Source organism: Stenotrophomonas sp. YJH_SMC_33, assembly GCF_059372295.1.
The window spans coordinates 112,065-130,483 of record NZ_JCAFVJ010000010.1 but is presented as its reverse complement, the minus strand read 5'-3'; the positions used below and the strand labels follow the sequence as shown (position 1 = coordinate 130,483).

The following is an 18,419-nucleotide window of genomic DNA, read 5'->3' as shown; positions in this document are numbered from 1 at the left end:
TTGACTGGCGTGCCTGCATGTTCAAACCCATTCCCGTGGCGATCGGCCTGCGCTACCTGCGTGCCAAGCGCCGCAACGGCTTCATCTCCTTCATCTCGATGGCATCGATCCTGGGCATCGCGCTCGGCGTTACGGTGCTGATCACCACCTTGGCCGTCATGAGCGGTTTCCAGAAGGAAATCCGCAGCCGCCTGCTGCAGATGACCGCGCACACCACCATCAGCCGCGACGGCGAACCGATGCCGGACTGGATGCGGGTGGTCGACGTGGCCAGGAAGGACCCGCGTGTGGCCGGCGCCGCACCGTACATCGAGATCCAGTCGATGATCAGCGGCCCGCGCGTGCAGGGCGCGATCATCCAGGGCATCGATCCGGCGCTGGAGCCGAACGTCTCAGTGATCGACAAGAAGATCACCAAGGGCAGCTATGACAGCCTCAAGCCGGGCAGCTTCAACCTGCTGCTGGGCAAGGAGCTGGCGATCTGGCTGGGCGTGGACGTTGGTGACCAGGTGCTGGTGACCTTTGCCGAAGTGCAGGGCACGCCGGCCGGCGCGGTGCCGCGGATGAAACGCTTCACCGTCAGTGGCCTCTTCGAGGCCGGCTACAACGAGGTCGATCGCGGCGTCGGCTTCGCCAACATGCAGGACCTGGAGCGCGTGCTGCGCAGCGACGGTGCCACCGGCGTGCGCCTGAAACTGCACGACATGGACCGCTCGCTGGAGGTGGGCGTGGATCTTGCGCAGAACCTCGGTGGCGCCTACCGCGTAAGCGACTGGACGCAGCAGAATGCCAACCTCTACCACTCACTGCGCATGGAAAAGGTGGTGATGGGCATCCTGCTGTCGCTGATCATCGCCATGGGTGCGTTCAACCTGGTGTCTTCGCAGGTGATGCTGGTGACCGACAAGCAGGCCGACATCGCCATCCTGCGCACCCTCGGCCTGACCCCGGGTGGCGTGATGCAGGTGTTCATGGTGCAGGGTTCGCTGATCGGCATCTTCGGTACGCTGGCTGGCCTGATCGGCGGCATCACCCTGACCCTCAACCTGGAACGCATCCTCGGCGCCATCGAGAGCGTGTTCAACGTCAAGCTGCTGCCGGAGGATGTGTACTACATCACCGGCCTGCCGACCGACATGCAGACGGGCGACGTGGTGGCGATCACCGTGGTCGCGCTGCTGATGAGCTTCCTGGCCACCCTGTATCCCGCCTGGCGGGCAGCACGCACCCAGCCGGCGGAGGCCCTGCGTTATGAATAAGGTCTTCAACCGCGGCGACGAAGTGATCCGTGCCGAAGCACTGGGCAAGACCTACGCTGAAGGGCGCATGCAGACCCCGGTGTTCGATGGGCTGGACCTGACCGTGACCGCCGGCGAAACGGTGGCGATCATCGGTGCCTCCGGCGCCGGCAAGAGCACGCTGTTGCACCTGCTGGGTGGCCTGGACATTCCCACTGCCGGTGAGGTCTATGTGACCGGCCAGCGCATGTCGGCGCTGTCGGATACCGCGCGCGGTCTGCTGCGCAACCAGGCGCTGGGCTTCGTCTACCAGTTCCATCACCTGCTGCCGGAGTTCACCGCGCTGGAAAACGTGATGATGCCGGTGCTGCTGGCTGGCACCGCGGTGGCCGAAGCGAGCAGCCGCGCCACCATGCTGCTGGAAGCGGTCGGCCTCGGCCATCGCCTGGACCACAAGCCGGGCGAGCTGTCCGGCGGCGAGCGGCAGCGTGCTGCGGTGGCGCGGGCACTGGTCAATCACCCGGCCTGCGTGCTGGGCGACGAGCCTACCGGCAACCTGGATGACCGCACGGCGGCAACGGTGTTCGAGCTGATGCTTGAACTCAACCGCGCGCGCCATACCAGCCTGGTGCTGGTGACCCATGACCGCAGCCTGGCGCGTCGCCTGGACCGGGTGCTGGAACTGCGGGAAGGGCGCCTGCACGCACTGGCCCACGCCGACGTCTGAGGCGCTGGGCCCGCTTTGGTGCAAGCCGACCTGGGTCGGCTGCTCCTTCAGGGCGAGCGCCAAGCAAGGTTGGCGTCTACCGTGGTCCGGCCAGCAGCCGCCGACCGGCGGCTGAATGGGCTGCCGGTCGTCGCGCCAGCGTTGCGAGCCCGGGCGCATGATGGCGACAGTTCCCCGAGGAGATCGCCATGAAGACCCCGATCCTGCTGGCCGGCCTCTGCCTCGCCCTGGTCGCCTGCGCGACCACCGGCCGGCTCAGCAGCGCCGAGAAGCTTGACCTTTACCGCGCCCACGCCGGTGCGCCGCAGAGCGACATGCAGTTCTTCGGCACCCTCAATGGCTGGACCGAACTGGGCGACAGCGCACTGGCGGTCTGGACGCGCCCGAGCGAGGCCTACCTGCTGGAGCTGAGAGGCCCCTGCCAGGACCTGCCGTATGCCACCGCCATCGGCCTGACCAGCCAGATGAATCGTGTTTCGGCGCGCTTCGACAAGGTGCTGGTGCGCGACCCTACCGGTGGCCCGCGCATGCCGTGCTTCATCGACAGCATCCGCAAGCTGGATGTGAAGGCGCTGCGCGCGTCCGAGCAGGAGCTGCGACAGGCGCAGGTGCAGGAGCGCGAGGAATCCGGGAAATGAACGGGTAGCGCCGGGCCATGCCCGGCGGATGCCTGGACGCCGGGCATGGCCCGGCGCTACCGGCAGGTCAGGCTTCCGGAACGAAGCCAGCCGGCTTCTCTGCGTCCTTCTCGAACAGGAACTTGACCAGTTCGCCTTCAAGAAACGCACGATGCTCCGGGGTGCGCGGCGACAGCCGGTTCTCGTTGATCAGCATGGTCTGGTGCGCCAGCCATGCGGCCCAGGCCTGCTTGCCGATGTTGTTGAAGATGCGCTGGCCCAGCTCGCCGGGGTAGGGCACGAAGTCCAGGCCCTCGGCATCGCGTTGTTCGTACTGGCAGAAGACGGTTCGGGGCATGGCACTCACTCGTGGTTGCGGGATTTCTTGGAAGTTCGTTTTGGCGTCCTGATCGTGGCGCCGTCGAGCAGTTTGCGGATCGGCGCTGGCAGGCCCAATGCGGGTAGCTCGTCGTTGGCGACCCAGCGCAGCGTGGGTTCTTCCACGCGCAGGCCGCGCACCTTCCGTGACAATATCTGCAGGTGCAGCCTGTAGTGGCTGAAGGTGTGCTGCAGCACCGGCAGTTCCTCTGCATCTTCCAGCGAGCCGTCGACATGTGCGTCGAACCAGTCCTGCAGGTCGCTGCCGGCCTCCGCCTGCGGCAGCGTCCACAGCTGCGCCCAGATGCCGGTGTCCGGCCGCTTCTGCAGCAGCACGCGCTGCTGGGCGTCACGCAGCAGCAGAGCCACGGCTTCGCGCTCCGGCAGGGTCTTGCTGGGCTTGGGCGTGGGCAGTTCAGCGGTGCGGCCTTCGCGGCGTGCCACGCACGTGTCCTGCAGCGGGCAGATGACGCAGGCGGGCTTGGCCCGGCTGCATACGGACGCGCCCAGGTCCATTTGTGCCTGGGTGTAATCGGCCATGCGACCGGCCGGCACCTTCGCCACGTGTGCCTCGGCGATCGCCCATAGCTGCTTTTCGATGACTGGCAGGCCGGGGAAGCCGTCGATGCCGTGATAGCGGCTGAGCACGCGCTTGACGTTGCCGTCAAGGATCGCGAACGGGTCGTTCCAGGCCTGGCTGAGGATCGCGCCAGCGGTGCTGCGGCCAATGCCGGGCAGGGCATGCAATGCATCGAAATCGCGCGGCAGGTCGCCGCCGTGCAGTTCCACGCAGCGCTTTGCAGCGGCATGCAGGTTACGCGCACGGGCGTAGTAGCCAAGCCCTGCCCACTGCGCCATCACCGCGTCATTGCTGGCGGCGGCGAGGTCGGGCAGGGTCGGGAAGTGCTGCAGGAACCGCAGGAAGTACGGGATGACCGTGGTCACCTGGGTCTGCTGCAGCATGATCTCCGACAACCAGACCCTGTAAGGGCTGCGCGGGTGCTGCCAGGGCAGGTCGTGGCGGCCGTGGTCGTCGAACCAGTGCAGCAGGCGAGCGATGAAGTCGTCTTGCTGGGGGCTGTCGGCGCTGGCGTGCGGCTGGCGGGGCATGGGTGTTCCGGGGAAGGCAGCCACCCGTAGGGTGGCTCTACTGGATTGCGGTTGCGGTGCAGTAGAGCCACGCCATGCGTGGCTGCACGGTGTATCAGGCGCCCAGCGCTTCGGGCAGCAGGGCGTCGACGAAGGCTTCCGGGTCGAACACGCGCAGGTCTTCCGGGCGCTCGCCGATGCCGGCAAAGCGGATCGGGATGCCGAACTCGCGGGCCAGTGCGAACACCACGCCGCCCTTGGCAGTGCCGTCCAGCTTGGTCACCACCAGGCCGGTCACGTTCACCGCAGAATTGAACTGGCGCAGCTGCGACAGCGCGTTCTGGCCGGTGGTGCCATCGATCACCATCAGCACTTCGTGCGGGGCGGTGGGGTCGATCTTGCCGAGCACGCGGCGGATCTTGCCCAGCTCGTTCATCAGGCCGGACTGGGTATGCAGGCGGCCAGCGGTATCGGCGATCAGCACCGAGGTGCCGCGGGCCTTGCCGGCCTGCAGCGCGTCGAACGCCACCGAAGCGGCATCGGCGTTCTGCCCCTGCGCGACCACGGCCACGCCATTGCGCTCGCCCCAGGCCTGCAACTGGGCCACGGCGGCGGCGCGGAAGGTGTCACCGGCGGCCAGCATCAGGCTGTGGCCCTCGTCCTTGAAGCGCTTGGCCAGCTTGCCGATGGTGGTGGTCTTGCCGACACCATTGACGCCGACGGTGAGCACCACGAAGGGCTTGGCGTTGCGGTCGATCACCAGCGGCTTGGCGACCGGTTGCAGGATCGCGATCAGCTCGGCGCGCAGCGCGGCCAGCAGCGCATTGGCATCAGCGAACTCGCGCGACTTCATGCGCTTGCGCAGGCCCTCGACCAGATCGGTAGTGGCACCCACGCCGACGTCGGCAGTGATCAGTGCGGTTTCCAGTTCGTCCAGCAGGTCGTCGTCGAGCTTGGGATTGCGCGAGAACAGGCCACCGAAGCTGCGCGCGATGACGCTGTTGCGCAGGCGCTCGCGCCAGCCGGGCTTGCCGGCCGGGGCTGGCGGGGCATCCACCAGAGCTGGCAGGTCGGCGGCCGGGGCGGTTGGTTCCTCGACCGGAATGACCGGAGCCAGAGGGGCCAGCACGGCGGCCGCAGCCAGCACTTCGGCCTGGACGTCCTCCGGCGCGGTGACCGGCTGCGCAGCCGGTACGGCAGGCCATTCGGCGACGGGCGCCGGTTCCGGTACAGGTGCCGGTGCTGCGGCTTCGACTACCGGGATCGTGGCGGCGTCTTCGGCCGGGGCGGCTGACGGGAACGCCGCCGCCAGCTCTTCAGCCGAGTAGTGCTGGGTCTTGGGTGCCTCCGTGGCGGGGGCATCCTGGGGCTTCTTGCGGCGGAAAAAACTGAGCATTGGCAAAAGGCGCTGAAATCAGGGGGATATGCTACCACTCGGGCCTGTCGGGCTGATGTGGACTCAAGGTCGCGGCCCGCCGGCCGTTAACCGGTCCGAAGGGCTGCGCAGCGCGGCCCGGAGACCGCCATGAACGACGTGATGGGAATCGCTCTCGGCGGGATGCGCGCGGCCCACCAGGGCGTGCAGGTGGCCGCGCACAACGTGGCCAACCTGGCGACTCCTGATGCCCGACGCCTGCAACTGCTGCGCAGTGAGGCGGAGCAGGGCGGGGTGCAGGCCGCGATGACCCCTGCCGACGCCGATGCTGGCGCGCCATTGGGGGACCTGCTGGCGGCGAAAGCCGAGGTGGTGGCCTTCGCCGCCAATGCCACGGTGATACGGCGCCAGGACCAGATGCTGGGTTCGCTGCTGGATCGGGAGGTCTGAGCCGCCCGGCTTTGGTGGGTGTCAACCTGGGTTGACACGCTCGCCCCCCTGAGTAGGTGCCAACCTTGGTTGGCACGCTTTTGGGGCGCCAACCAAGGTTGGCCTCTGCTGCAGTGCCAACCAAGGTTGGCACCAACCAGAGCATCGCCGGGCCATGCCCGGCGACCACCGCCTCGATCAGGCCGACAACTCCAGCAGCAGCTTGTTCAGGCGCGCCACATAGGCGCCGGGGTCCTTCAGGCTGTCACCGGCGGCCAGTGCGGCCTGGTCGAACAGTACCCGGCCGAGATCATCGAAGCGTGCGCCGTCGGCTTCTGCATCCAGCTTGGCGATCAGCGGATGGCCCGGATTGATCTCCAGCACCGGCTTGCTGTCCGGCACCTTCTGCCCGCTGGCTTCGAGGATCTGGCGCATCTGCAGGCCCAGGTCCTGCTCGCCGATGGCCAGCACCGCCGGCGAATCGGTCAGGCGGTGCGAGACGCGGACGTCGGCCACGTCATCGCCCAGTACCGTCTTCAGGCGCTCGACCAGGCCCTGCTTGTCCTTGGCCGCCGCTTCCTGTTCCTGCTTGTCCGCTTCGGTTTCCAGCGCGCCCAGGTCGAGGTCGCCGCGGGCGATGTCGACGAAGCCCTTGCCGTCGAAATCGGTCAGGTAGCCCATCAGCCACTCGTCGATGCGGTCGGTCAGCAGCAGCACTTCCACGCCCTTCTTGCGGAACACTTCCAGGTGCGGACTGTTGCGCACCTGGCTGTAGCTCTCGCCGGTGAGGTAGTAGATCTTGTCCTGGCCTTCGCTCATGCGGCCGAGGTAATCGGCCAGCGACACAGTCTGTGCATCGCCGTCGCCACGAGTGGAGGCGAAGCGCAGCAGCCCGGCCACCTTCTCACGATTGTTGTAGTCCTCGGCCGGGCCTTCCTTCAGCACCTGGCCGAATTCCTTCCAGAACGTGGCGTACTGCTCCGGCTTGTCGGTGGCCAGCTTTTCCAGCATGTCCAGCGAACGCTTGGTCAGCGCGGCCTTCATCGAATCGATGACCGGGCCGGACTGCAGGATCTCGCGCGAGACGTTCAGCGAAAGGTCGTTGGAATCGACCACGCCCTTGATGAAGCGCAGGTACAGCGGCAGGAACTGCTCGGCCTGGTCCATCACGAACACGCGCTGCACATACAGCTTCAGGCCCTTGGGCGCATCACGGTGATACAGGTCGAACGGCGCGCGGCCAGGCACGTACAGCAGCGAGGTGTACTCCAGCTTGCCTTCGACCTTGTTGTGGCTCCACGCCAGCGGATCGCTGTGATCGTGTGCAACGTGCTTGTAGAACTCGGTGTACTCGGCGTCGCTGATCTCGGTGCGCGGACGGGTCCACAGCGCGCTGGCACGGTTGACGGTTTCCCATTCGGCCGCGGCGCCTTCTTCGCCACCTTCCTTCGGCATCTGGATCGGCAGGCCGATATGGTCCGAGTACTTCTTGAGGATGCTGCGCAGGCGCCAGCCATCGGCGAAGCCGTGCTCGCCGTCCTTGAGGTGCAGCACGATGCGGGTACCGCGCTCGGCCTTGTCGACGGTGGCCACTTGGAAATCGCCTTCGCCGCGCGAGGTCCAGCGCACGCCTTCGCCTGCGGCCAGGCCGGCGCGGCGCGAGGTCACTTCCACTTCGTCGGCAACGATGAAGGCGCTGTAGAAGCCGACGCCGAACTGGCCGATCAGCTGCGAATCCTTCTTCTGGTCGCCGGACAGCTGGCGCAGGAAGTCGCCGGTGCCGGACTTGGCAATCGTGCCCAGGTGGGCGATGGCTTCGGCGCGGCTCATGCCAATGCCGTTGTCGTCGATGGTGATGGTGTGGGCGGAGGGATCGAAGCTGACGCGCACGCGCAGTTCGCTGTCGCCTTCCAGCAGCGCCGGCTGGGTCAGGGCCTCGAAGCGCAGCTTGTCGGCGGCGTCGGCGGCGTTGGAGACCAGCTCGCGGAGGAAGATTTCCTTGTTGGAGTACAGCGAGTGGATCATCAGCTGCAGCAGCTGCTTGACTTCGGTCTGGAAGCCAAGGGTTTCGGTCTGGATGGTGTCGGTCATCGATAGGGCTCCATGTGCAATGCCGCGCCAGCGCGTGCGGCCTCGCCAAGGGGTATGGCTGATTGTCCCGAAATCAAGGGGTTGGTCGGCCGGGCTGCGCCCGGCACCCGCCCAGTGCAACTGCAACTGCCAAAGCCAGAGCCAGAGCGGCATTCCGTGGGATGGCGGGGCACTGTGGGTTCGCGGGGACGGCGCAAGTACGTCCATGTAGCCTTGGTCGCCGCATCCATGCGGCTCACACCCCGCGAACCCACAGTGCCCCGCCTCTGACAGGTTCACGCGGCTGTTGGTAGGTGTCGACCTTGGTCGACACATCTGTCAGATATCGAAATAAAACTTGGGTCAGATCCGTTTTCCGCAGGAAAACGGATCTGACCCCAAGAGTCGTTCCGACAGCTCGCAGGAAACTGTCGAAGGCGGGGTGGGTCAGGTTGTGGGGGTGTCCGCGGCATGGATGCCGCGGCCAAGCCCCCATGGACGGGTTTACGGCGTCCCCCACAGCCTGACCTACCCCGCCTACCCCCAGGGAACCAGCTTTTGCCGTTGCTCTGGCTGTCGCTTCGGCCTCTGCGGGTGCCGGCCGCGGGCCGGCCGAACTACAATCCCACTCATGCTGAAATTCTTGAATACCTCCCGCCGGGGGCGCCGGTGAGCGGCCGTGGGGGCAATGACGGTCAGGTCCGCATCATCGGCGGGCGCTGGCGCAACACCCGCCTGCCGGTGCCGACCCTGCCGGGGCTGCGACCCAGCAGCGACCGCGTGCGCGAAACCCTGTTCAACTGGCTGATGCCCAAGCTGGGCGGGGCGCGGGTGCTGGACCTGTTCGCCGGCAGTGGCGCGCTGGGCCTGGAGGCGGTTTCGCGCGGCGCTGCTCACGCCACCCTGGTCGAGCGTGATGCTCAGCTGGGGCGCAACCTGACCGCCGCCGTGACCAGGCTGCAGGCCAGCGACCAGATCACCGTGGTGCAGGCCGATGCCCTGCGCTGGCTGCAAGGGGCGCAGGCGCAGCAGGCCGATCTGGTCTTCATCGACCCGCCGTTCGCCGATGGCCTGTGGCAGGACGTGCTGGCCCAGCTGCCGCGGCACCTGGCCGCCGATGCCTGGCTGTACCTGGAATCGCCGGCCGGCCACGTGCCGGTGCTGCCGCCGGACTGGCTGCTGCACCGCGAGGGCGGCACCCGCGAGGTGCGCTTTGCCCTGTACCGCCGCGCCACTGCTACACTTTGACCTCATCTGAACATCTGCACCCGCCCATGACCGTGGCCAACCGCCGCATTGCCGTGTATCCCGGCACATTCGATCCGATCACCAACGGTCATATCGACCTGGTCAGCCGGGCCGCGCCGCTGTTCGAAAAAGTCGTGGTCGGCGTGGCGCAGAGCCCGTCCAAGGGCCCGGCGCTGCCGCTGGAGCAGCGCGTGCAGCTGGCACGCGGCGCCCTGGCCCATCACGGCAATGTCGAGGTCATCGGCTTCGATACCCTGCTGGCGCATTTCGTACGTTCGGTGCAGGGCGGGGTGCTGCTGCGCGGCCTGCGCGCGGTGTCCGACTTCGAATACGAATTCCAGATGGCCAGCATGAACCGCCACCTGATCCCCGAGGTCGAGACCCTGTTCCTGACCCCGGCCGAGCAGCACAGCTTCATTTCGTCCTCGCTGGTCCGCGAGATCGCCCGCCTGGGTGGCGACGTGTCCGGCTTCGTGCCGGCCGCGGTGCTCGAAGCCCTGCGCAAGGTCCGCGAAGCGAAGGCGGCACAGTCGTAAGCCCCGCTGTACCCGCACCCCATTACGTACACCACCACGCACCATTCCGGGAGGAAACCCATGAACACCACCATGCGCGCGATGCTGATCGCTTCGTTGGCCCTGGCCTTCACCGCCTGCAAGAAGGAAGAGGCCGCTCCTGTCGACGAGGCCAAGCAGGCCCTGGTCGCGCCGTCCAAGGATGACGATGCCGGCTGGAAGAAGTACCTGCAGGAAGTGGCCATCCAGAACATGGGCAACATCAGCAACAGCCCGTTCCTGTACTACCTCTCGCCGGAATCGGACCCGGACTTCCAGGCCAAGTACGAGCGCCAGACCGAGAGCGCGACCCAGGCGGTGGCCCGTGGCGTGCAGCCGGGCAACATGCTGGCCTTCGGTTCGTCGGCCTCGGGCAAGATGGCTGACATGATCCAGGCTGTGTTCAAGGACGTGGCGCCGGATTCGATGAAGGGCGTGCGCGTCGTCTTCATCGGCCAGTCGGCCGACAACGCCCGCGTGCAGGCGGCGGTCCAGCCGACCGGCGCCGAGTACATTTTCGTCGAAGCCAAGTAATACCGAGCCATGGCGGCCATGCTCCGGCATGGCCCGGGCGGCACCCCGCAAGGGTGCCGCTGATGACCTGACCGGCCCGCGCGCCCGCGCTGGCCGGTCCTTTGTCCCAAGGCGCGGGCGAGGAGTATCGCCATGTCGCTGAAAATCAACGAGCTCTGCGTCAACTGCGACGTCTGCGAGCCGGCCTGCCCGAACCAGGCCATTTCGATGGGTGAAACCATCTACGTGATCGACCCTGCGCGCTGTACCGAATGCGTCGGTCATTTTGACGAGCCACAGTGCGTGGTCGTCTGCCCGGTCGAGTGCATCGACCCGGACCCGGAGATCGTGGAAACGGAAGACCAGCTGCTGGCCAAGCTGCGCCAGCTGCAGCACGATCACCCCGAACTCTACGCGGAGCCCCCATCCGAATGAAGACGCTGATCGTCCGCCCCCTGTTGCTGCTCGGCCTGCTGCTGAGCCCGATTGCCTGGGCCGGCAGCCCGGTCCGTGCCGAGCGCCCTGATGGCGCCGCCATTGCCAGCGGCCATGCGCTGGCCACCCAGGCCGGTATCGACATCCTGGCCCAGGGCGGCAACGCCTTCGACGCTGCAGTGGCGGTGTCGTCCACGCTGGCGGTGGTCGAGCCGATCAGTTCCGGTCTGGGCGGTGGCGGCTTCTTCCTGCTGCACGATGCGGCCACCGGAAAGGACGTGATGCTGGACGCGCGCGAGACCGCGCCGGCCGCCGCGACCCCGCAGGCCTTCCTCGACAAGCAGGGCAACCTGGACCGTGACCGCTCGGTCAACGGCGCCTGGTCGGCCGGCATCCCGGGCCTGCCTGCAGCGCTGGTCGAACTGTCGGCCAGGCACGGCAGGCTGCCGTTGTCGGCCTCGCTGCAGCCGGCCATCCGCATCGCACGCGAAGGCTTCCCGGTGTACGAGCGCATGGCCAAGGGCTACGCCTCGCGCCGTGAAGTGATGGAGCGCTATCCCGGCACGCGCGAGGTCTACCTGCGTAACGGTACGCCGATCACTACCGGAGACCTGTTCAGGCAGCCGGAACTGGCGCAGACGCTGGAGCGGCTGGCTGCGGGTGGCTTCGATGGCTTCTACAAGGGCCAGACCGGAAAGCTGTTGCTGGCCGGCGTGAAGCAGGCCGGCGGCAACTGGACCGCTGAAGAGCTGGCCGGTTATCGCGTGAAGCAGCGCGAACCGATCGTGTTCAACTACAACGGCTGGAAGATCACCACCGCGCCGCCGCCGTCATCCGGAGGCATCGCGCTGGCCAGCATGCTGCAGATCCTGGAAGGCTGGGACATCAGGAAGATGGACCCGGCGCACCGCACCCACCTGGTGGTGGAATCGATGCGCCGTGCCTACCGCGACCGTACCTTCTTCCTCGGCGATCCGGACTTCGTGCAGATCCCGCAGAAGGTGCTGACCAGCAAGGACTACGCGCAGGGCCTGCGCGCGACCATCCATCCGGAGAAGGCCACGCCCAGCGACCTGCTGTCGGGCAACCCGACGCCACTGGAAGATGACGAGACCACGCACTTCTCGATCATCGACCGTGACGGCAACCGCGTCGGCGCCACCCAGACCGTCAACCTGCTGTACGGCTCGGGCCTGATTCCGAAGGGCACCGGCGTGCTGCTGAACAACGAGATGGACGACTTCGCGCTGAAACCAGGCACGCCCAATGCATTCGGCGTGATGGGCTACGAGGCCAATGCGCCGAAGCCGGGCAAGCGCATGCTCAGCTCGATGACGCCGACCTTCATGGAAAACAGCGACAAGGTGATCGTGCTGGGCACCCCGGGTGGCAGCCGCATCATCACCATGGTGCTGCTGGGCATCCTCGGCTACGACGCCGGCCTGGACGCGCAGCAGGTTGCTGCGCTGCCGCGCTATCACCACCAGTGGCTGCCGGACCTGATCGAAGCTGAGGACGATGCATTCGACGCGGCGACGGTGAAGCAGCTGCAGGCGATGGGCCACAAGATCGACCTGCCGGGCAATGTCGCCGCAGGCGGCCGCGGTTCCAGCCACGTGTGGGGCAACCTGCAGACCGTGGAATGGGACCGCAAGGCGAACCGACTGTTCGGCGGCAGCGACCCGCGCAATCCGGTGGGCAGTGCCCAGGTCGTGCCGGCCCATTGACGTGGGAGTGCCGGCCACTGGCCGGCACCTCGGCGGATATCGAAACCCCGTCTTCGCCGGCGGGGTTTTCCGTTTGCTTTCTAGCGATTATTTAACGGTCCGGCGCCGATAATCGACACATGAAACTCTGGTCTATTCGTGGAAACTCGCAACGCCTTGATGGCGGCGCGATGTTCGGCAACGCGCCGCGCGCGTTGTGGGAAAAATGGGCGGCACCGGACGAGCTCAATCGCATCGAGCTGGCCTGCCGCGCGCTGCTTGCCAGTCCGCTGGAAGGCAAGACCGTGCTGTTTGAAACCGGTATCGGGGCGTTCTTCGATCCGCGCATGCGCGAGCGCTACGGCGTGCAGGAAAGCCAGCACGTGCTGATCGATTCACTGCGCGAAGCAGGTTTCGAGCACGAGGACATCGACGTGGTGGTGCTCAGCCACCTGCATTTCGATCATGCCGGTGGTCTGCTTGCCGCATGGAGCGAAGGGCGCGAGCCCGAGCTGCTGTTCCCCAACGCAACCTATGTGGTCGGTGCGCAGCACTGGCAGCGCGCCGTGCAGCCACACCCGCGCGATCGGGCCAGTTTCATTCCTGAGCTGCCCGGCCTGCTGCAGGCCAGTGGCCGCCTGGAAGTGGTGGAGGGGGAGTACTCGAAGGCACTTGGCCGCAGCGTGCGCTTCAGCTACAGCGACGGGCATACGCCGGGGCTGATGCTGGCCGAGATCGTTGGTCATGCGCATGCCGGTGAAGATGCGCACGGTGGCGTGGTGTTCTGTGCCGACCTGATCCCGGGGCGCTCATGGGTACACGTGCCGATCACCATGGGCTACGACCGCAACGCCGAGCTGCTGATCGACGAGAAGCGGCAGTTCCTTGAAGACAAGCTGGCGCGCAACGTGCGGCTGTTCTTCACCCACGACCCGCAGGTGGCGCTGGCGCAGCTGGGCCGTGATGACAAGGGACGTTTCGTGACCCTGCACGAACAGGGCGAGCTGAAGGCGCGCGCCCTGGGGTAACGGCAGAGCCGAGCGTGGGCTCGGCTCTACATCACTCTCGTTACGACGCCTTCAGGCAGCTGCTCATGAAGGTCTTGCGCGCATCGCCTGCCAGCTTCTTCGCACCCGCGTCGGCATTGCACTTGCGCATGCGTTCCTGCTGTGGATTGACCGCCTTGGTTTCGGCGGCGTGGCCGCTGAGGCAGGAACTCTGCGCGGTCTTGTAGGCATCACCCTTCAGCCCCTTGTTCTTGGCCGAACATTCGGCCATGCGCTGCTGCTGCGGGGTGGTGGCGTTGGCAGCCAGGGGCAGGCCAACCAGCAGGACGGCGGCCAGCAGGAAAGCGGCTTTCATCGAAATGCTCCAAGCGGTGGCGGGTGCGCGGAGCATTCGCTTCCGACCGGTAAGGCCACGTGAAGAATCACGCGTCGGCCACGCCCGCGTCCACGGGCGTTCACGTGCCGCGGCGAAGCGCGCCCGCGAGTGGTTGGCGGGTCAGAGCCCTCTCCTGCGGAGAGGGATCCGACCCGTTCACCGGGATTACCCGACGCGGGTTCCGAAGATGCGGTCGCCCGCGTCGCCCAGGCCCGGCAGGATGTAGCCCTTGTCGTTGAGCTGGGCATCGATGGCCGCGGTGTAGATCTCCACGTCCCGGTGCACGGCCTTGACTGCTTCGATGCCTTCCGGCGCGGCCACCAGGAAGATGCCCTTGATGCGACGGGCGCCGGCGCGCTTGAGCATGTCGATGGTGGCGATCAGCGTGCCGCCGGTGGCCAGCATCGGGTCGAGGATCAGTGCGTCGCGCTCTTCCAGGCGGCCGGTCAGGCGCTCGAAGTAGGGCACCGGCTGCAGGGTTTCCTCATCGCGCTGCAGGCCCACCACGCTGACACGGGCGGCCGGGATCAGCGACAGCACGCCGCTGAGCATGCCCAGGCCGGCACGCAGGATCGGCACCACGGTGATCTTGGCGCCGGCAATGCGCTGAACCGTCACCGGGCCGGCCCAGCCGGGCAGGGTGTGCGGCTCGGTGTCCAGGTCGGCGGTGGCCTCGTAGGCCAGCAGGGTACCCAGCTCGTTGGCCAGTTCGCGGAAATCCTTGGTGCTGAGCGCGGCATTGCGCATCAGGCCGATCTTGTGCTGCACCAGCGGGTGGCGCACTTCGACGATCTTCATGGTCGGGAAGGGTGAAAGGAGAGAGAGGAGGCCATTTTGCCGGATTGGCGTGTCGAATCCCAAACCGGCCCCGGAGCGGCGTGACCGGAAATGTGCAGGTGCATGTCATGGCCATGCAACCTTGCGGACATATCGTGCAGACCCATTCTTAACAGGAATGGGGATTCCCAGTGCATATCAAGACTCCGTTGGCCGTTGCCATCACCCTGACCCTGGCAATGGGGGCCGCAGCACCGCTGCAGGCGGCCGGGCAGCAGGCGGTAGCCGCCACCGGCGCCGTGGCCGCCGACGCGGTCGACCTGGACCGCATCGAAGTACGCGCCCAGCTCGAGTCGCAGATCCGCGCAGTCGATCTCAAGCGCAGCAGCGACGCCATCGAGGATGCAGTGTCCTCCGACGCACTGGGCCAGTACCCGGACAAGAACGTGGCCGAGTCGCTGCAGCGCCTGCCGGGCATCAGCGTGACCCGCGACCAGGGCGAGGGCCGCTTCGTGGTCATCCGCGGCCTGGATGCCAATCTCAACAGCGTCAGCGTGGATGGCATCGCCGTCGGCACGCCGGAAGATTCCAGCCGCGCCGCGCCGCTGGACGTTATCCCGTCCGACTCCACCGAACGCCTGCGCGTGGTCAAGTCGCCGACCCCGGACATGCCCGGTGATGCCATCGGCGGCGCCGTACTGGTGGAATCAGCCTCGGCCTTCGACCGCGACGGTCGCAGCCTGCGTGGCAAGATCGAAGGCAGCCACCAGCAGTTGTCCGGCGAGACCAGCCCCAAGGCCGCCTTCAACTACAGCGAAGTGTTCAACGACACCTTCGGCGTGGCCCTGGGCGTGAACTACCAGAAGCGGAAGTTCGAGTCGGACAACACCGAAGTGGAGTACGACGGCGAGGATGACGCCGTACCTGGCGACGTCACCGCGATCAACCTGCAGCACCGCAAGTACGAGATCGAGCGCAAGCGCATCGGCGCCAACCTCAACCTCGACTGGCGGCCGAACGAAAACAGCAAGTACTACCTGCGCACGCTGTACAGTCAGTTCGATGATGCGGAGACCCGTCAGCGCGTGATCTTCAACTTCGATGACGCGAAGATGGTCAAGACCGGCACCGACCAGTACCGCCTGGACGGCATGCCGAAGGATTCCATCGACAAGCGCATGCGCTATCGCACCAAGAAGGAAAACACCTTCGCGGCCAGCCTGGGCGGCGAGAACAAGTTGACCAATGCCGTGGTCGATTACCGGATCGGCTACACCCGTACCGAAGAGCGGGTAAATGACGAGATGGAGGCGCGCTTCAAGCTCAACGGAAAGGCCTTCAACGGCACGCTGGACCAGCGCAGCCGCCTGCCCAGCTACAGCTTCGACAATCCGCAGTGGCTGGACAATGCCAACTACGCGTTCGATCGTTTCGTGATCTCGCCGAAGCAGGTGAATGACAAGGAACACAGCGCGCAGGTCAACGTGCGCTTCGACGGCGACAGCAGCAGCATCAAGTTCGGCCTGCTGGGCCGCTGGCGCGACCGCGATGTGAATGTGGACGAGCGCGAACTGCGTGTCGGCCCGAAGGTGGCGCTGTCGAGCTGGACCACCACCTCGCCGGAACACCGCCACGGCGATATCGGTGACGGCATGGATTCGCCCGCGATGCGTGCCTATTGGGCTGCCAACGGCGGCCAGTACAGCGCCCGCCCGCAGGACGCCGGTGGCAATGCGATGACGTCGCTGGAAGAGGATTACGTGGCAAGCGAGGACATCTTCGCCAGCTATGCCATGGGTACCTGGGACGTGGGCGCACTGCGCATCATCGGCGGTGTTCGCGTGGAAAACACGCAGTTCAAGGCGATCGGCAACCAGGTGGACGTCGCTGCCAACGGCCGCAGCTTCACCGTTGCCCCGCGCGTGGCCAACAGCAGCTACACCAACGTGCTGCCGGGCCTGCACCTGCGCTATGACGCGGCCGATGACTGGGTGCTGCGCGCCTCGGCCAACAAGACCGTTTCGCGCCCGTCCTTCGGCGACGTTTCGCCGCGCGTGGGTTACAGCCGGGGTGACGAGGAAGTGCGCCTGGGCAACCCGGACCTGGACCCGTACGAGTCGAAGAACATCGACCTCTCGGTGGAGAAGTACATCGGCAGCAGTGGCATCGTTTCGCTGGGCCTGTTCCATAAATCGATCGACGGTTACATCGTGGAGACCGTGCGCACCAATGATCCGGCCTACGGCGGATACGACGTGACCCAACCGATCAATGGCCGCAAGGCCACCGTGCGTGGTGCCGAATTCAATTGGCAGCAGCAGCTGGCCTTCCTGCCGGAGGGCCTGGATGGCCTGCTGGTCGGCGCCAGTGGCACCTGGCTGGATACCGAGTTCGATGCCGGCATCAAGGACCGTGCGGGCGAGGACTTCACGCTGCCGCGCGCTTCCAAGCATGTCTACAGCGCACACATCGGCTATGAAAAGTATGGTGTAAGCACGCGCCTGGCGGCCGTGTACCGCAGCGAGTATCTGGACAGCATCGGCAAGGGCCGCGCGTTCGACATCTACGTGGCACCCAACACCCAGCTCGATTTCTCGCTTGACTACAAATTCACCCCGCGCGTGAGCGTGTACTTCGAAGCGCAGAACCTGCTGGACAAGCCATTGGAGCTTTACCAGGGCACCCGTTCGCGCACCCTGCAGATGGAAGAGTACGGCCGCACCTATGCGCTGGGCCTGAAGGTGGCGCTGTGAGGGGGCGTGGCTTCACCGTCCTGGCCGCTGCGCTGGCAGCCGCGCTGGTCGCCGGCTGCACGCCGGCCACCGGCACCGATCCGGTTGCGGGAGTAGCCGCGCCGGCCGCCGTGGACGAGCGCGTGGTGACCACCATCGCCGAGGCCTTCCTGTCACCGATGACCCCGGCCGACAACATCGACTCGCCTGCAGCCTGGCGCGCGCCGGACGGCGCGCTGTGGCTGATCGCCACCGCCAAGGCCACTGACAAGCTGGTGGTTTACGACGGCAGCACCGGGCAGCACCTGCGTGACGTCGGCAGCAGCGGCACCGCACCGGGGCAGTTCGACCGCCCAAACGGCATCGCGGTGATCGACGACCTGCTGTGGATCGTGGAGCGCGACAATCACCGTGTGCAGGTGCTGAGCCTGCCGGACTTCACGCCGCTGGCGACGTTCGCTGCCGACGACCTGCGCAAGCCGTACGGGCTGTGGGTCGACCGCCGTGCCGATGGCTACAGCGTCTACGTCACCGACTCCTGGGACAACGGCGAGGATGCGCAGGGGCGTGACATCCTGCCGCCGCTGGCCGAGCTGGACAAGCGCGTGCGCCAGTACCACGTGTCCCGCAATGGCGCGAAGGTCGACGCGAAGCTTGTCGCCAGCATCGGTGACACCACCGAGGCCGGTGCGCTGCGCGTGGTCGAGTCGATCTGGGGCGATCCCGAGAACGACCGCCTGCTGATCGCCGAAGAGGACGAGAGCTACGCCAGCGAGTTCAAGGTCTACACCCTGGCGGGCCGCTTTACCGGCACCACCTTCGGCCGCGACGTGTTCAAGGCACAGGCCGAAGGCGTGACCCTGCGCACCTGTGGCAAGGACGGCTGGTGGATCACCACCGAACAGGGCAAGCAGCGCAGCGTGTTCCACCTGTTCGACCGGCACACGCTGAAACCGGTCGGCGCGTTCCAGGGCAATACCGTGGCCAACACCGATGGCATCTGGATGATGCAGCAACCCAGCGCGCGCTTCCCGCATGGTGCGCTGTACGCCGTGCACGACGACCAGGGCGTGGTGGCCTTCGACTGGGAGAGCATCGCCAAGCAGCTGGCGCTACCGCTGGAGTGTGGTGCATGAGCCGGCACTGCG

At 66.5% G+C, this 18,419-nt stretch carries 18 protein-coding genes; 12 read left to right on the top strand and 6 right to left on the bottom strand.

The features are described from left to right. Positions 1-17 precede the first annotated feature (17 nt). The 3 genes from AC5P9W_RS15390 to AC5P9W_RS15380 all read left to right on the top strand — a co-directional run bounded on the left by AC5P9W_RS15390 (position 18) and on the right by AC5P9W_RS15380 (position 2,603). Positions 18-1,259, top strand: a complete 1,242-nt coding sequence (locus AC5P9W_RS15390) for a lipoprotein-releasing ABC transporter permease subunit (protein ID WP_019661203.1) — start codon at positions 18-20, stop codon at positions 1,257-1,259. After that, the gene (gene lolD / locus AC5P9W_RS15385) at positions 1,252-1,965 is read left to right on the top strand and encodes a lipoprotein-releasing ABC transporter ATP-binding protein LolD (protein ID WP_019661204.1); all 714 of its coding nucleotides are present in this window, start codon (positions 1,252-1,254) and stop codon (positions 1,963-1,965) included. Before AC5P9W_RS15390 ends, lolD begins: the two co-directional genes overlap by 8 nt. A gap of 188 nt (positions 1,966-2,153) precedes the next feature. Then, positions 2,154-2,603, top strand: coding sequence for a DUF6491 family protein (locus tag AC5P9W_RS15380; protein ID WP_021202024.1), 450 nt, complete (start codon positions 2,154-2,156; stop codon positions 2,601-2,603). 67 nt (positions 2,604-2,670) lie between these two features. Here the strand turns inward: AC5P9W_RS15380 and AC5P9W_RS15375 are convergent, their stop codons facing one another. From AC5P9W_RS15375 to ftsY, 3 genes are all read right to left on the bottom strand, one after another. Beyond that, positions 2,671-2,940, bottom strand: coding sequence for an oxidative damage protection protein (locus AC5P9W_RS15375; protein WP_019661206.1), 270 nt, complete (start codon positions 2,938-2,940; stop codon positions 2,671-2,673). 5 nt (positions 2,941-2,945) lie between these two features. Beyond that, on the bottom strand, positions 2,946-4,070 hold the full coding sequence (gene mutY / locus AC5P9W_RS15370; protein WP_111103666.1) for an A/G-specific adenine glycosylase: 1,125 nt from the start codon (positions 4,068-4,070) through the stop codon (positions 2,946-2,948). A gap of 94 nt (positions 4,071-4,164) precedes the next feature. After that, positions 4,165-5,445 carry a signal recognition particle-docking protein FtsY gene (gene ftsY / locus AC5P9W_RS15365; RefSeq protein ID WP_206621486.1) on the bottom strand — a complete coding sequence of 427 codons (1,281 nt, stop codon included), beginning with the start codon at positions 5,443-5,445 and terminating at the stop codon, positions 4,165-4,167. Positions 5,446-5,574: 129 nt separating this feature from the next. Here ftsY and AC5P9W_RS15360 point away from each other — a divergent pair, with 129 nt between their 5' ends. Further along, positions 5,575-5,874 carry a hypothetical protein gene (locus AC5P9W_RS15360; protein ID WP_021203986.1) on the top strand — a complete coding sequence of 100 codons (300 nt, stop codon included), beginning with the start codon at positions 5,575-5,577 and terminating at the stop codon, positions 5,872-5,874. 177 nt (positions 5,875-6,051) lie between these two features. Here AC5P9W_RS15360 and htpG read toward each other — a convergent pair whose 3' ends face one another. Further along, positions 6,052-7,944 (bottom strand): molecular chaperone HtpG, encoded by a 1,893-nt coding sequence (gene htpG, locus AC5P9W_RS15355; RefSeq protein WP_058980285.1) that lies wholly within the window; start codon positions 7,942-7,944, stop codon positions 6,052-6,054. Positions 7,945-8,592: 648 nt separating this feature from the next. Here htpG and rsmD point away from each other — a divergent pair. From rsmD to AC5P9W_RS15325, 6 genes are all read left to right on the top strand, one after another. Next, positions 8,593-9,171 carry a 16S rRNA (guanine(966)-N(2))-methyltransferase RsmD gene (gene rsmD / locus AC5P9W_RS15350; RefSeq protein ID WP_019661211.1) on the top strand — a complete coding sequence of 193 codons (579 nt, stop codon included), beginning with the start codon at positions 8,593-8,595 and terminating at the stop codon, positions 9,169-9,171. Positions 9,172-9,197: 26 nt separating this feature from the next. Next, positions 9,198-9,707: a pantetheine-phosphate adenylyltransferase gene (gene coaD / locus AC5P9W_RS15345; RefSeq protein WP_005416145.1), complete on the top strand. Its 510-nt coding sequence runs from the start codon at positions 9,198-9,200 to the stop codon at positions 9,705-9,707. A 60-nt stretch (positions 9,708-9,767) separates the two neighbouring features. Then, positions 9,768-10,259, top strand: coding sequence for a hypothetical protein (locus AC5P9W_RS15340; protein WP_010484374.1), 492 nt, complete (start codon positions 9,768-9,770; stop codon positions 10,257-10,259). 132 nt (positions 10,260-10,391) lie between these two features. After that, positions 10,392-10,673: a YfhL family 4Fe-4S dicluster ferredoxin gene (locus AC5P9W_RS15335; RefSeq protein ID WP_010484376.1), complete on the top strand. Its 282-nt coding sequence runs from the start codon at positions 10,392-10,394 to the stop codon at positions 10,671-10,673. Next, entirely contained in the window at positions 10,670-12,400 is a 1,731-nt protein-coding gene (gene ggt, locus AC5P9W_RS15330) for a gamma-glutamyltransferase (RefSeq protein WP_495219349.1), read from the top strand. The genes AC5P9W_RS15335 and ggt overlap by 4 nt, the downstream gene beginning before the upstream one ends. Before the next feature lie 119 nt (positions 12,401-12,519). Then, positions 12,520-13,407, top strand: a complete 888-nt coding sequence (locus tag AC5P9W_RS15325) for an MBL fold metallo-hydrolase (protein WP_019661213.1) — start codon at positions 12,520-12,522, stop codon at positions 13,405-13,407. A 40-nt stretch (positions 13,408-13,447) separates the two neighbouring features. On the opposite strand, the gene AC5P9W_RS15320 is transcribed toward AC5P9W_RS15325, so the two are convergent. Both AC5P9W_RS15320 and upp read right to left on the bottom strand, forming a co-directional pair. Beyond that, a complete protein-coding gene (locus tag AC5P9W_RS15320) occupies positions 13,448-13,741 on the bottom strand; it encodes a PsiF family protein (protein ID WP_019661214.1) in 294 nt (97 codons plus the stop codon). 186 nt (positions 13,742-13,927) lie between these two features. Continuing rightward, entirely contained in the window at positions 13,928-14,560 is a 633-nt protein-coding gene (upp, locus tag AC5P9W_RS15315) for a uracil phosphoribosyltransferase (protein WP_495219348.1), read from the bottom strand. A 218-nt stretch (positions 14,561-14,778) separates the two neighbouring features. Between upp and AC5P9W_RS15310 the strand changes: the two genes are divergently transcribed. Further along, positions 14,779-17,292: a TonB-dependent receptor gene (locus tag AC5P9W_RS15310; RefSeq protein ID WP_478433068.1), complete on the top strand. Its 2,514-nt coding sequence runs from the start codon at positions 14,779-14,781 to the stop codon at positions 17,290-17,292. Further along, positions 17,289-18,407, top strand: a complete 1,119-nt coding sequence (locus AC5P9W_RS15305; protein ID WP_197575794.1) for an NHL repeat-containing protein — start codon at positions 17,289-17,291, stop codon at positions 18,405-18,407. The genes AC5P9W_RS15310 and AC5P9W_RS15305 overlap by 4 nt, the downstream gene beginning before the upstream one ends. Positions 18,408-18,419: the final 12 nt, after the last annotated feature.

Excerpts from the sequence above, each read along its gene's own strand:
- AC5P9W_RS15390 (WP_019661203.1), top strand. The coding sequence starts at position 18 with ATGTTCAAACCCATTCCCGTGGCGATCGGCCTGCGCTACCTGCGTGCC.
- lolD (WP_019661204.1), top strand. The coding sequence starts at position 1,252 with ATGAATAAGGTCTTCAACCGCGGCGACGAAGTGATCCGTGCCGAAGCA.
- AC5P9W_RS15380 (WP_021202024.1), top strand. The coding sequence starts at position 2,154 with ATGAAGACCCCGATCCTGCTGGCCGGCCTCTGCCTCGCCCTGGTCGCC.
- AC5P9W_RS15375 (WP_019661206.1), bottom strand. The coding sequence starts at position 2,940 with ATGCCCCGAACCGTCTTCTGCCAGTACGAACAACGCGATGCCGAGGGC.
- mutY (WP_111103666.1), bottom strand. The coding sequence starts at position 4,070 with ATGCCCCGCCAGCCGCACGCCAGCGCCGACAGCCCCCAGCAAGACGAC.
- ftsY (WP_206621486.1), bottom strand. The coding sequence starts at position 5,445 with ATGCTCAGTTTTTTCCGCCGCAAGAAGCCCCAGGATGCCCCCGCCACG.
- AC5P9W_RS15360 (WP_021203986.1), top strand. The coding sequence starts at position 5,575 with ATGAACGACGTGATGGGAATCGCTCTCGGCGGGATGCGCGCGGCCCAC.
- htpG (WP_058980285.1), bottom strand. The coding sequence starts at position 7,944 with ATGACCGACACCATCCAGACCGAAACCCTTGGCTTCCAGACCGAAGTC.
- coaD (WP_005416145.1), top strand. The coding sequence starts at position 9,198 with ATGACCGTGGCCAACCGCCGCATTGCCGTGTATCCCGGCACATTCGAT.
- AC5P9W_RS15340 (WP_010484374.1), top strand. The coding sequence starts at position 9,768 with ATGAACACCACCATGCGCGCGATGCTGATCGCTTCGTTGGCCCTGGCC.
- AC5P9W_RS15335 (WP_010484376.1), top strand. The coding sequence starts at position 10,392 with ATGTCGCTGAAAATCAACGAGCTCTGCGTCAACTGCGACGTCTGCGAG.
- ggt (WP_495219349.1), top strand. The coding sequence starts at position 10,670 with ATGAAGACGCTGATCGTCCGCCCCCTGTTGCTGCTCGGCCTGCTGCTG.
- AC5P9W_RS15325 (WP_019661213.1), top strand. The coding sequence starts at position 12,520 with ATGAAACTCTGGTCTATTCGTGGAAACTCGCAACGCCTTGATGGCGGC.
- AC5P9W_RS15320 (WP_019661214.1), bottom strand. The coding sequence starts at position 13,741 with ATGAAAGCCGCTTTCCTGCTGGCCGCCGTCCTGCTGGTTGGCCTGCCC.
- upp (WP_495219348.1), bottom strand. The coding sequence starts at position 14,560 with ATGAAGATCGTCGAAGTGCGCCACCCGCTGGTGCAGCACAAGATCGGC.
- AC5P9W_RS15310 (WP_478433068.1), top strand. The coding sequence starts at position 14,779 with ATGGGGGCCGCAGCACCGCTGCAGGCGGCCGGGCAGCAGGCGGTAGCC.